Origin of the sequence: Paracoccus sp. MC1854 (assembly GCF_014164635.1) — a bacterium.
Taxonomy (GTDB): Bacteria; Pseudomonadota; Alphaproteobacteria; order Rhodobacterales; family Rhodobacteraceae; genus Paracoccus.
This window is the reverse complement of the sequence record NZ_JACJFU010000001.1, coordinates 44,225-56,121: the sequence shown is the minus strand read 5'-3', so window position 1 is coordinate 56,121 and position 11,897 is coordinate 44,225. Positions and strand designations below refer to the sequence as shown.

The 11,897-nt window shown below is 68.8% G+C and carries 10 protein-coding genes; 6 read left to right on the top strand and 4 right to left on the bottom strand.

Going from position 1 to position 11,897, the window contains the following annotated elements:
* Positions 1–11: 11 nt before the first annotated feature.
* Entirely contained in the window at positions 12–1,043 is a 1,032-nt protein-coding gene (locus H5395_RS00260; protein ID WP_182790526.1) for an Ldh family oxidoreductase, read from the top strand.
* Between the two features lie 443 nt (positions 1,044–1,486).
* On the opposite strand, the gene putA is transcribed toward H5395_RS00260, so the two are convergent.
* Entirely contained in the window at positions 1,487–4,894 is a 3,408-nt protein-coding gene (putA, locus tag H5395_RS00255) for a bifunctional proline dehydrogenase/L-glutamate gamma-semialdehyde dehydrogenase PutA (protein ID WP_182790525.1), read from the bottom strand.
* A gap of 112 nt (positions 4,895–5,006) precedes the next feature.
* Between putA and H5395_RS00250 the strand changes: the two genes are divergently transcribed.
* The 5 genes from H5395_RS00250 (at position 5,007) to H5395_RS00230 (ending at position 10,162) form a co-directional block, all read left to right on the top strand.
* Positions 5,007–5,468, top strand: coding sequence for an Lrp/AsnC family transcriptional regulator (locus tag H5395_RS00250; protein ID WP_182790524.1), 462 nt, complete (start codon positions 5,007–5,009; stop codon positions 5,466–5,468).
* A 66-nt stretch (positions 5,469–5,534) separates the two neighbouring features.
* Entirely contained in the window at positions 5,535–6,764 is a 1,230-nt protein-coding gene (locus H5395_RS00245) for a putative DNA modification/repair radical SAM protein (protein ID WP_182790523.1), read from the top strand.
* Positions 6,764–8,197 (top strand): UdgX family uracil-DNA binding protein, encoded by a 1,434-nt coding sequence (locus H5395_RS00240; protein ID WP_182790522.1) that lies wholly within the window; start codon positions 6,764–6,766, stop codon positions 8,195–8,197. The genes H5395_RS00245 and H5395_RS00240 overlap by 1 nt, the downstream gene beginning before the upstream one ends.
* Positions 8,198–8,308: 111 nt before the next feature.
* Positions 8,309–9,355, top strand: coding sequence for an AI-2E family transporter (locus tag H5395_RS00235; RefSeq protein WP_182790521.1), 1,047 nt, complete (start codon positions 8,309–8,311; stop codon positions 9,353–9,355).
* Between the two features lie 57 nt (positions 9,356–9,412).
* The gene (locus tag H5395_RS00230; RefSeq protein ID WP_182790520.1) at positions 9,413–10,162 is read left to right on the top strand and encodes a DUF2243 domain-containing protein; all 750 of its coding nucleotides are present in this window, start codon (positions 9,413–9,415) and stop codon (positions 10,160–10,162) included.
* Here H5395_RS00230 and H5395_RS00225 read toward each other — a convergent pair.
* The 3 genes from H5395_RS00225 to H5395_RS00215 all read right to left on the bottom strand — a co-directional run bounded on the left by H5395_RS00225 (position 10,143) and on the right by H5395_RS00215 (position 11,893).
* Entirely contained in the window at positions 10,143–10,598 is a 456-nt protein-coding gene (locus H5395_RS00225; protein WP_182790519.1) for a GNAT family N-acetyltransferase, read from the bottom strand. The two genes, H5395_RS00230 and H5395_RS00225, sit on opposite strands and share 20 nt — an antisense overlap.
* A 108-nt stretch (positions 10,599–10,706) precedes the next feature.
* The gene (locus H5395_RS00220; protein ID WP_255440426.1) at positions 10,707–11,015 is read right to left on the bottom strand and encodes a hypothetical protein; all 309 of its coding nucleotides are present in this window, start codon (positions 11,013–11,015) and stop codon (positions 10,707–10,709) included.
* Positions 11,012–11,893 (bottom strand): hypothetical protein, encoded by an 882-nt coding sequence (locus tag H5395_RS00215; RefSeq protein WP_220494730.1) that lies wholly within the window; start codon positions 11,891–11,893, stop codon positions 11,012–11,014. The genes H5395_RS00220 and H5395_RS00215 overlap by 4 nt, the downstream gene beginning before the upstream one ends.
* Positions 11,894–11,897: the final 4 nt, after the last annotated feature.

The window sequence follows — 11,897 nt, the reverse complement described above, 5'->3', positions numbered from 1 at the left end:
AGGAGCGCACGATGGCCCAACTGATCACCCTCAGTCCCGAGGCCCTGGCCGAAAGGGTCACGCGCATCTTCGCGGCCGGCGGCCTGTCGCAACTTCAGGCGGAAACGCTGGCCGGCGTCATCGTCGCGGGCGAGCGTGACGCCTGCAAGTCCCACGGCATCTACCGGATCGAGGGCTGCCTGCGCACCGTCGCCGCCGGCAAGGTCCAGCCGCAGTCCGAACCCGAACTGCAGGACGACGGCTCGCCCATCGTCCGCGTCGATGCGAAGGGCGCGTTCTCGACCGCCGCCTTCGCCATCGGCCTGCCGGTGCTGGTGGCACGGGCGCGGCAGCACGGGCTGGCGGCGCTGGTCGTGAACTCCTGCACCCATATCTCGGCGCTCTGGCCCGAGATCGAGGCGATCACCGCCGAGGGCCTCGCCGCGATGGCGATGTGCCCCAGCTATTCGACCGTGGCCCCGGCCGGGGGCAGCGCGCCGCTGCTGGGCACCAACCCCTTCGCTTTCGGCTGGCCCCGCAAGGATGCCGCTCCTTACGTCTTCGACTTCGCCACCTCGGTCATGGCGCGGGGGGATGTGGAACTGCACCGGATCGAGGGCCGCCCTCTGCCCGAGGGCACCGCGGTGGACCGCGACGGCAACCCCACCACCGACCCCGCCGAGGCGCTTTCGGGCGCGATGCTGCCCTTCGGCGGCCACAAGGGTTCGGCCATTTCGACCATGATCGAACTGCTGGCAGCGGCCATGATCGGCGACCTGACCAGCACCGAGGCGCTGGACTACCTCGGCACCACGACCCTTGGCCCGCACCATGGTGAGTTGATCCTCGCCTTCTCGCCCGAGCGCTTCGCCGCCGGCCGCGCCGACCCCTTCTCCCGCGCCGAAACGCTGTTCGACGCGATCCTGGGCCAGGGCGCCCGCCTCCCCTCGCAGCGCCGCTTCGAAGCGAGGAAGCGCTCGGCGGCGGAAGGCATCACGCTGATGGGCGAGGAGGTCGAGATGCTGGAGCGGCTTGAGCGCGCGCCTTTCGGCGACAAGGCGTAACGCTCACCGGTCTGGTCCCGGAGCCTGCCGGAGCCGGACGCAGGCTCAGGGTCGCGGTGAACGCGCGTTGATGGCAGGTCGTCCAGAATTCAGCGGCCGGACGTCCTTCGGAATTGCCGTTTTTCCGTGTTGCGCGCTTGTCCATCTCCTCGGGCTGGACTGAAGTATCCCCGGGGCTGGGGAGCGCCCGGACAGGAGGCGGATCAGAAAACAGCCGTCATGGCTGTTTTCCCGCCGGATGGGTCCAGTGGAGCGTCTTCAGTGAGCCGGGGGGCGAAGCCCGATCGGAGGCAGACAACCCCCGGCTCCTTCCGGTGCTACGCCCCGCTGCCTTTGCGCAGCAGTCAGGCAGCCGGTGTAAATTGTCCTGTGTTATTGTTCCGTCACAAGGCTCAGGCCTCGGCGTAAAGACGGCGTCCGCTGCACGAACGCCGCCTTGAAGTTCACCCCGCCAGCAGCGCCGCGTTGCCGCCAGCCGCCGTGGTATCCACGCAGAGATGCCGTTCATGCGCGACATGGGCGCGGTCGGGCATAGCCGTGATCAGCGGCAGGATCGGGCCCTTCCGGCCCGCCAGCGCCTGCGCGTAGGCTTCGGCCATCTCGGCCTCTCCCCACCACAGCGCGCCCGAGAAGCCCTGCAGATGCGCCAGCACGGCGGGCTCGACCCGGCCCGTGGCCTCGACGGCCGAGCCGCCCAGCGCCTCGACCGCCGCGCGCTGGGCGCGGGCCGCGCCGGGGCCGGGGCCGAGGCACAGCAGCGGCGGGCGTGTGTAGAGGCTCAGGCGGTTCATCTCGCCTGTCGGCCCCGGCATCAGGCGCTCGTCGATGCGGCGCTCCTCGGTCGAGCCCAGCGCACGGTCCAGCGCGGCCATGTCCTGTGCGCCCTCAAAGGCGCCTTCGGCCAGGTCCGCCCCTTCGGGGGCATAGAAGCGCGGCAGGTAGAAGGGACCGCCCGCCTTGGGGCCGGTGCCCGACAGGCCCTCGCCGCCGAAGGGCTGCGAGCCCACGACCGCGCCGATCTGGTTGCGGTTGACGTAGATGTTGCCCGCGCGGACCGCCTCGCTGATCTCCTGCACGCGGGTGTCGATGCGACTGTGCAGCCCGAAGGTCAGGCCGAAGCCGCGGGCATTCACATCCCGGACGACCTCGTCCAGCTTGTCGGCCGGGAAGGTGGCGACGTGCAGCACGGGGCCGAAGACCTCGCGTTCCAGGTCGTTGATGCCCCCCACGCGGATCAGCGTCGGCGCGACGAAGGTGCCGCCGTCCGGCTGCGCGCCGCGGTGCAGGACCGCGTTGCCGTTGGCCTGGATGTAGCCGGCGATGTCGGCCTGCGCGTCGCGGTCGATCACCGGACCCACGTCGGTCGAGACATGCCACGGGTCGCCCACCGTCAGCTGGTCCATCGCGCCCTTGATCATCTCGATCACATGGGGGGCGCTGTCCTCCTGCAGGTAGAGGCAGCGGAGCGCCGAGCAGCGCTGCCCCGCCGACTGGAAGGCCGAAGCCACGATGTCGCGCACCGCCTGTTCGGGCAGGGCGGTCGAATCCGCAACCATGGCGTTCAGACCTCCCGTTTCCGCGATCAGCGGTGTGCCGGGGTCCAGATGCTGCGCCATCGTCCGCGCGATGACCCGGGCAGTGTCAGTCGAGCCGGTGAAGACCACGCCCTTGACGCGCGGGTCCGCCGTAATGGTCGCGCCCACCGTCGCCCCGTCCCCTGGCAGCAGTTGCAGGGCATGGCGGGGCACGCCTGCCTGATGCAGCAGCCGCACGGCCATGGCGGCGATCAGCGGGGCCTGCTCGGCGGGCTTCGCCAGCACGGCGTTCCCGGCCATCAGCGCGGCGGCAATCTGCCCGGTGAAGATCGCCAGCGGGAAGTTCCACGGGCTGATCGCCGCGAAGATGCCGCGCGGGCTGCGAGTCTTGGCCTCGCCCTCGGCCGCGTAATACAGCAGGAAGTCCACGGCCTCGCGCAACTCGCCCACCGCGTCGGGCAGGGTCTTGCCCGCCTCGCGCGCCAGCGTGGCGAAGATGGGGCCGAAGTTTTCCTCATAAAGATCGGCGGCGCGGCGCAGGATGGCGGCGCGTTCCGCGGCCGGGGCGTCCCAGACACGCGCGTCGTCCAGCGCACGGGCGACGGTGGCCTCGTCCGCCTCCGTGACCTCGCCGATGATTTCTCCGGTCGCGGGGTTGATGGCGGGACGGGTCGTTCCCGAAGGCTCGGCCACGGTCAGCGGCCCGGCGGCGGGCAGGGGCGCTTGCCGGGCGGCCTCGATCCGCTCCAGCACGCCCTCGTCCGACAGGTCAAAGCCGCGCGAGTTCCGGCGCTGCGGCGCGAACAGCGCCTCGGGCGTATTCAGGCCCTTGGGCGCGCGGGCCTCGGCCAGCGCCTCGAAGGGGTCGCGGACGATGGATTCGGGCGTCACGCCTTCATCCACGATCTGGTGGACGAAGGAGGAGTTCGCGCCGTTCTCCAGCAGCCGCCGGACCAGATAGGCCAGCAGGTCGCGGTGCGCGCCGACCGGGGCATAGATGCGGCAGTTGCCCTTGGTCTCGGCCAGCAGGATGTCGTGCAGCCGCTCTCCCATACCATGCAGGCGCTGGAACTCGTAGGGGCGTCCCTGGGCAAGTTCCAGCACGGCGGCGGCGGTATGGGCGTTGTGGGTGGCGAACTGCGGGAACAGCCAGTCGCCCATGCCGAACAGCTTCTGTGCCAGACAGATATAGGCCACGTCGGTCGCGGGTTTGGTGGTGAACAGCGGGAAGCCGGGCATGCCTCCGACCTGTGCCAGCTTCATCTCGGCGTCCCAATAGGCGCCCTTGACCAGCCGGATGTTCATGCGGCGGTCATAGCGCTGCGCCATCTCGTAGAGCGCGTCGATGGTCGCGCCCGCGCGCTTGCCATAGGCCTGCACGACAACGCCGAAGCCGTCCCAGCCGGCCAGCGCCGTGTCCGACAGCACCGCGTCGATCACCTGCAGCGACAGGACCAGCCGGTCCTGCTCTTCGGCGTCCACGTGCAGGGCGATCCCCGCCTCGCGCGCCTGCCGGGCGAGTTGGCTCACCACGGGCACCAGTTCGGCCATCACACGCCCGGTCTGCGCGACCTCGTAGCGCGGATGCAGCGCCGACAGCTTGATCGAGATGCCGGGGTTCTTCACGATCGAATCCGCCTTGGCCGCCCGGCCGATCGCGGCGATCGCGTGCTGGTAGTCGCGGGCATAGCGGGCAGCGTCGGCTTCGGTCCGCGCAGCCTCGCCCAGCATGTCGAAGGAATAGGTGTAGCCCTGCGCCTCGCGCTTTCGTCCGCGTTCCAGCGCGCCCTCGATGGTTTCGCCCAGCACGAACTGGCGGCCCATCTCTTTCATGGCGCGGGCGACGGCGGTGCGGATCACCGGCTCGCCCAGGCGCCGGACAGCGCCCCGCAGGGTGCCCGCAATGCCGGGGCGCGGCTCGGTCAGGACCTTGCCCGTCAGCATCAGCGCCCAGGTCGAGGCGTTGACCAGCGAGGAGGCCGCCGTCCCGAGGTGCCGGTTCCATTCCGAGGGCGCGATCTTGTCCTCGATCAGCGCGTCGATGGTGGGGGCGTCGGGGACGCGCAGCATGGCCTCGGCCAGGCACATCAGCGCCACACCTTCGCGGGTGGAGAGGCCGTATTCGGCCAGGAAATGCTCCATCAGCGTGGGCTTTGCCTCGCTGCGGATGCGGCTGACAAGGGCCATGGCGCGGTCGGTGATGCGCTGGCGCGTGGGCGCGCCGATCGCGGCCTCTGACACCAGCCGGTCCAGCACGGCCGACTCGTCGGCGAACTTGGCATCAAGGCCGAGGGAGGGAAAGGCGGCAGGGGTCATGGCGGGCTCTCGGGTTCAAGGATGGCACAGGATAGCCGCAGAAGTCTGGACGATGTGACCAAAGATGGGCAAAGAACCAGCCGGAACGGCTGCAAGGAAGGCCATTTTCAGGATGAACCAGCTTGACCCCATCGACCGGCGCATCCTCGAAATCCTCGTGACGGATGCGCGCATCCCGCTGACGGAACTGGCCCGCGCGGTGGGCCTGTCCAAGACCCCCGTGGCGCAGCGGCTGAAACGGCTGGAGGAATCCGGCATCATCACCGGCTATCGCGCGATCCTGTCGCCGCTGAAGCTGGGGCTGACCCATGTGACCTATGTCGAGGTGTCCATGTCCGACACCCGTCAGAAGGCGCTGGAGGCGTTCAACGCCGCCGTCCGCCAGATCCCCGAGGTCGAGGAATGCTACATGATCGCGGGCGGCTACGACTACCAACTCAAGATCCGGTCCCGCGACATGGCGCATTTCCGGCAGGTCATGGCCGAGCGGATTTCCACGCTGCCCTACATCACCTCGACCTCAAGCTATGTGGCGATGGAGGCGGTGGTGGAACAGAACTGGACCGCGATCTGACGTCTGAAACCCGTTGAAAGCGCCGCGCGTTTCCCTAGATACAAGGGGAACATCAGGGGAACTTCCGTGACGCCAGAACTGACCCGGAAGCTGGCGATCCTGTCGGACGCGGCGAAATACGATGCCTCCTGCGCCTCCAGCGGGACGGAACGGCGCGATGCGCGCAAGGGGGGGCTGGGGTCCACCGAAGGCTCGGGCATCTGCCACGCCTATACCCCGGACGGACGCTGCATCAGCCTGCTGAAGATCCTGATGACGAACTTCTGCATCTTCGACTGCGCCTATTGCGTGAACCGCGTCAGCAGCAACGTCGAGCGCGCCCGCTTCTCGGTCAAGGAGGTCGTGACGCTGACGCTGGAGTTCTATCGCCGCAACTACATCGAGGGGCTGTTCCTGTCCTCGGGCATCATCCGCAGCCCGGACCAGACAATGGCCGACATGGTGCGGATCGCTAGGACGCTGCGCGAGGATCACGGCTTCAAAGGCTATATCCACCTCAAGACCATCCCCGACGCCTCGCCCGAACTGATCGACGAGGCCGGCCTTTACGCCGACCGCCTGTCCATCAACATCGAACTGCCGCAGGACGACTCGATCCGCACGCTGGCCCCCGAAAAGCGGCCCGAGACGATCCGCACCGCCATGGCCCGCGTCCGCAGCGGGCGAGAGGCGAGTCGCGAGACAAGCCACACGGGCAAGCGCCCCGCGCGCTTTGCCCCCGCAGGCCAGTCCACGCAGATGATCGTTGGCGCGGACGGGGCCAATGACGCGACGATCCTGAACACCTCGGCCCGGCTTTACGCGGGCTACGGGCTGAAGCGGGTCTATTACTCGGCGTTTTCCCCGATCCCCGATTCCTCGGTCCTGCTGCCGCTGGTGAAGCCGCCCCTGATCCGGGAACACCGGCTGTATCAGGCCGACTGGCTGATGCGCTTCTACGGCTTCGAGGCCGAGGAGATCGCCTCGGCCACCCCGGACGGGATGCTGGACCTGAACGTCGATCCCAAGCTGGGCTGGGCCTTGGCGCATCGCGAGGACTTTCCCGTGGTCGTGAACCGCGCCACGAAGGAGCAGCTTCTGCGCGTTCCCGGCTTCGGGACAAAGACCGTCGAGCGCATTATCTCCGCCCGCCGTCATCGGACGCTGCAATGGGACGACCTCGTCCGCATCGGCGCATTGATGACCAAGGCCAAGCCGTTCATTTCCTTGCCCGGCTGGTCCCCCGGCGGGCTGATCGACAAGGACAATCTCCGCGCCCGCTTCGCGCCCCCGCCGCAGCAATTGAGCCTATTTTGATGCACCGCGTCGTCCTGCCCGAGACCGGGACGATGGACGCTTGGCGCGAGGCCGCGCGCCAGTTGGCCGCCCATGCCGTGCCGCCCGCGCAGGTGGAATGGGCCGTGGGCGAGGCCCCTCAGAGCCTGTTCGACGCCCAGCCGCTGCCTGTGGGCGAGGGGCGCGCGCTGAGGGTGCCGCGCGCCTTTCTCGACCTTGCCGACCGGGCGATCCTGCACCGCGACCCCGCCGCGCCGGGCCTGCTGTATCAGGCGCTCATGCGCCTTCAGGACCAGCCGCATCTGCTGGCGGACGAGGCCGATCCGCTGGTCCGCCGGCTTGAAGCGCTGCGCAAGTCCGTCCGCCGCGACATCCACAAGATGCGTGCCTTTGTCCGCTTCCGCGAGATCCCCTCAGACACGGATCGCCGTCGCTTCGCCGCCTGGTTCGAGCCAGAACACCGGGTCGTGGAAGCCAACGCCGGCTTCTTCGCCCGCCGCTTCGCCGACATGGACTGGGCGATCCACACCCCCGACCTCAGCGTGATCTTCGAGGATGGCGAGATCACCTTCGCCCCCGGCGCCCCGCGCCCCGACCTGCCGGAAGACGCGGCGGAGTCGCTCTGGGCCACCTATTTCACCAACATCTTCAACCCGGCGCGGATCAAGCTGGGCTCCATGCGTCAGCATATGCCGCTGAAATACTGGAAGAACATGCCGGAAACGGCGCAGATCCCGGCCATGCTGGAAGGGGCCGAATCCCGCGTCCGCGCCATGCAGGCCGCTGCCGCGACCCAAGCGCCCGCGCGCGCGGCCACCATTACCGAACGTTACCGCGCCGCCATGCCGAAGGCCCCCGAGGTGATCGAAACGCTGGCCCAAGCCCGCCAAGCTGTCCAGCATTGCACCCGCTGCAACCTTTGCCGCCACGCCACGCAAGCTGTTTTCGGTGAGGGGCCAGCGGATGCCCCTCTGATGGTCGTGGGCGAGCAGCCCGGCGACCAAGAGGATCTGCAGGGCCGCCCCTTCGTCGGCCCGGCGGGCAAGGTGCTGGACGAGGTGATGCAGCAATCCGGTCTGGACCGGGGCGCGGCCTGGATGACGAACGCCGTCAAGCACTTCAAGTTCACCCCGCGCGGCAAGCGTCGCATCCACCAGTCTCCCGACAAGGGCGAGGTCGCGGCTTGCAAATGGTGGCTCGAACTCGAACGCGATTTCGTCAAGCCGCAACTCACCCTCGGCCTCGGCGCGACTGCCGCGCTGGCGCTGACCGGCCGCAACTCTGCTCTTACCAGGCGGCGGGGCACGGTCGAGGAAACCGCCGATGGCCCGGTGCTGCTCAGTTGGCATCCGTCCTATATCCTCCGCATTCCAGACACCTCCCGCGCCGCCGAGGCAAAGGCTGAACTGGCCCACGATCTCGCACTTGCCCGCAAGCTGCTGGCGCAGGGCTGAAAACCCCGCCCCGGGGTGGGAGGCAGCGAACCCAAGGGGTGCTGCTGACGTTGGGCGACAAGGTTCACGCGGCCATGGCCGTTGCCTTCAGCCTTCCGCAACAGGTGCCTCATGCCCCGAGCCGTCCCCGCCGCCGTATTCGTCACCCTGCTGCTCATCCTGCTGGTGCTGGCGGCCTGGCAGTTGTCCTTCGTTCTGCTGCTGGCCTTTGCCGGCATCCTGCTGGCAGTGCTGCTGCGGCATCTGGCGCTGGTGCTGTCGCGCCACACGCCAGTCTCGACCTCGGCCGGGGTGCTTGTCGTGGCGCTGGGGATCGCGGCGCTGCTGGTGCTGGGCATCGTCTTCCTGGGGCCCCAGCTTTTCGGGCAGGTCGACCAGGTCATCCGCAGCCTGCCCGCCGCGTTGGGTCAGGCCGAGGCGCTGCTGCAGCAATACTCCTGGGGCCAGTTCCTGCTGGAACGGGTGCCGACGGCGGATGAAAGGCCGAACTGGAACATTCTCGGCACCATCAGCGGGACCGTGTCCACCGTGGTCGGGGTGCTGGCGAACATGGTGATCGTGGTGACGGTGGCGATCTTCCTTGCCTCGGACCCGCAGCTTTACCGGCGCGGCGTGCTGCACCTGATCCCGCTGGACAAGCGCGAGCGGGCGGCCGAGATCATGGACGCGCTGGGGCAGGGCCTCTGGCGCTGGCTGATCGGGCAGGGCGTGGCCATGGCGACGGTCGCGGTGCTGTCCGGCCTCGGCCTGTGGTTGATCGGGGTGCCGTTGGCGATGGGGCTGGGTCTGATCGCCGGTCTGATGGACTTCATCCCCTATGTCGGCCCTTGGCTGGGCGCCGCGCCCGCCGTGCTGCTGGCCCTGGCGCAGGGGCCGACCGAGGCGGCCTACACGGCGCTGCTGTTCCTCGTCATCCAGCAGGTCGAGGGCAACGTCCTGATGCCCGTCATCCAGAAGAGGGCCAGCGCCCTGCCGCCGGTCCTGACCATCCTTGCCGTCGTGGCCTTCGGCGTCCTTTTCGGTTTCATGGGCGTGCTGCTGGCGACGCCGCTGCTGCTGGTGACGATCATCCTCGTGCGGATGATCTATGTCGAGGATGTCCTCGGCGACCATTCCATCGAGGCGCCAGAGGAGGAAGCCGCGAAGAAGGCATCCTGACCGGCCGGAACTTCCGGGCCCGCTTCATGTTCCTGCAAAAGCAGGGAGGACGCTGCCATGACCGACAGGCGGTGGATATGGGCGGGGGCGACCCTGGGCTTTGCGCTGGGCGGGTTCTTCGACGGCATCCTGCTGCACCAGATCCTGCAGTGGCACCATCTTCTCAGCCTCGTGCCCGGCATCACCGACATCCGCATGCAGGTGATGTGGGACGGCATCTTCCACGCACTGATGTATGTGATCGCGGCGGTGGGACTTGGGGCCTTGTGGCGGGCGCAGCGGCGGGATGCGCCCGTGTCGCGCGGCGTGATCCTGGGCGCGCTGCTGATGGGCTTCGGGCTCTGGCACGTCATCGACACTTTCCTGTCGCACTGGTTCCTCGGCATCCACCGGATCAGGGACAACAGCCCCAACCCGCTGGCCTGGGATCTGCTGTGGCTGGTCGTCTTCGGGCTGGTTCCGCTGGTGATCGGATGGCGGATGCTGCGCGGCGGCGGCGGAGCGGCGCCCGCGCGGGCGGTGGTGACGGGGCTGGCACTGCTGACCCTGGGCGCGGGCGCATGGTCGCTGCGGGTGCCGCCGGACATGCCGCTGACGGCGATCGTCTTCCGCCCCTCGGTCGATGCGGCGCAGGCCGCGGCCATCCTTGACGATGCAGGTGCGCGGGTGGTCTGGGCTGACCCGGAAATGTCGGTGGTGCTGGTCGATGTCCCGCGCGACCGGCGCTGGAGCTTCTACGGCAAGGGCGCGATGCTGGTCAGCGGCTCGGGCGTCCCCGCCGGCTGCTTCAACTGGAGCCGGGCGTGACCCGACGCTTGACGAAGCGCACCTGCCTGTCGTCCAGCACGCCCGCCGGCACCCATCCGAGGTGGCGATAGAAGCCCCAGGCCCGCAGGCTTTCGTCGCTGCCGGTCGCAAGCCAGATCTGATCCCAGCCCTGCCGGAACAGCCAAGTTTCCGCCTCGGCCATCAGCCGGCGGCCGATGCCGCGTCGTTCATGGCCCGGGCGCACGAACAGCGCGAAGACGGTCGCCCGCGCTGAATCCGCCATCGAGAAGCCCACGGCGTTGCCCTCCACATGAGCCAGCCAGGCCCGGCTGCGGGTGCGCAGCATCCCGGCAAGGCTGTCGGGCGTCACCCCCAGACGGCTGAGTTCCTCGCGCGACTGGTGATTCTGCTCGATGCTGGTGCGGATGTCGAACAGTGTTTCGATGTCGTCGGGCGTGGCAAGGGTGATCTGCATGGCGGGCAGCTTACCCCATGTCGGCGGCGGCGTGGTATTTTTCCTCGACCAGTTCCGAGCGCAGCAGGGCATTGATCCGCCGCTTGATGGCCGAGCGTTCGTCGTTCGTCAGATAGACCAGGCGCGCGAGTTCAATGAAGCCGCGCCGAAATCGGCGGCGGCCTCCTTAGCGCGGATGTCGTCCTCGATCCGCCAGAGGGCAGCGTTGACCCGGCGCAGGTCGTCCAGCAGCGGCGAAAGGCCGGGCTGCGCCATCACCGGCGCGGCGACTTGTTCCAGCAGCGCAAGCTCGCGCCCGACATTGGCGCGGGCGGCCTGATCGGCAATCCGCTTGGCTTTGATTTCGAGAATGGTGATCTTGTCCAGAAGCTCGCCCCAGGACACGGGCGCGAGGGGGGCTGCACGGAAGTCGGTCATGTCATCGCCCCTGTCGCAAGCACGGGCTCGTGGCGCAGCGCCCGTGTCACGTCCGCCATCACGGCTTCCCAGTCACCCGGCGCGGGCTGGCGGAAGACGCGCATCGTCGGATACCAGGGCGTGCGGGTGCCCTCGGTCGGCCAGCGCCAGTCGGGGTCGTGCTTAACGAGCAGCCAGACCGGCCACCCCAGCATCCCCGCCAGATGCGCGATCATCGTGTCCACTGTGATCACCAGCGCCGAACCCGCGACAAGCTGCGCGGTCAGCACCATGTCCAGCGGGCATCCGTCCGGATTCAGTACCGGCAGCCCCGACGGCCCCGGCATCAGCGACAGCGCCGGGCCATCGCACAGCGGCGCGAACATCGCCTGCGGGACCGAGCGTTCCCTGTCCCAGTCCCCCGCGCCCCAGCACAGCGCCACCGTGCCGGAGGGCAAGGCCGCCGGCGTGATCCCCATCTGCGGGATGGGCGCATCGATAGGCGAGGCCCGCAGGGCGAGCGGCAGTTCCATGATCTCGATGTCGCACTCCTGCGGAGGCAGGGGGCGGGCGACATCAAAGGGCCTCAGGTCGATGCCGGGGAAACCTCGGAACAAGGGCAGCAGATGCGGCTGCATCTCGACCGTCACACGCGCGGCGCGGCGTGCCAGCAGCGGCAGGAAGCGCGAGAACATCAGCGTGTCGCCAAGCCCGTGATAGCAGCGCACCAGCACCCTTCGCCCGTCGAAGGGCCGCCCGTCCCAGACCCAGCGCAGGTGATAGGGCAGGCTCGGGTCGTCGCGCGTGACCGGATCGCGGGCGGCCAGAGCCTTCGCGGCCATTCCCCATGCGGCGGGAAAGTCGCCGCGCCGCATCGCTTGCGTCCAGGGATCGTCCATCGCG

What these genes read in the sequence shown, in the direction of transcription:
- H5395_RS00250 (WP_182790524.1), top strand. Translation starts at nt 5,007, where the DNA reads ATGAACCAGCTTGACCCCATCGACCGGCGCATCCTCGAAATCCTCGTG.
- H5395_RS00215 (WP_220494730.1), bottom strand. Translation starts at nt 11,893, where the DNA reads ATGGACGATCCCTGGACGCAAGCGATGCGGCGCGGCGACTTTCCCGCC.
- H5395_RS00225 (WP_182790519.1), bottom strand. Translation starts at nt 10,598, where the DNA reads ATGCAGATCACCCTTGCCACGCCCGACGACATCGAAACACTGTTCGAC.
- H5395_RS00220 (WP_255440426.1), bottom strand. Translation starts at nt 11,015, where the DNA reads ATGACCGACTTCCGTGCAGCCCCCCTCGCGCCCGTGTCCTGGGGCGAG.
- H5395_RS00240 (WP_182790522.1), top strand. Translation starts at nt 6,764, where the DNA reads ATGCACCGCGTCGTCCTGCCCGAGACCGGGACGATGGACGCTTGGCGC.
- H5395_RS00230 (WP_182790520.1), top strand. Translation starts at nt 9,413, where the DNA reads ATGACCGACAGGCGGTGGATATGGGCGGGGGCGACCCTGGGCTTTGCG.
- H5395_RS00235 (WP_182790521.1), top strand. Translation starts at nt 8,309, where the DNA reads ATGCCCCGAGCCGTCCCCGCCGCCGTATTCGTCACCCTGCTGCTCATC.
- putA (WP_182790525.1), bottom strand. Translation starts at nt 4,894, where the DNA reads ATGACCCCTGCCGCCTTTCCCTCCCTCGGCCTTGATGCCAAGTTCGCC.
- H5395_RS00260 (WP_182790526.1), top strand. Translation starts at nt 12, where the DNA reads ATGGCCCAACTGATCACCCTCAGTCCCGAGGCCCTGGCCGAAAGGGTC.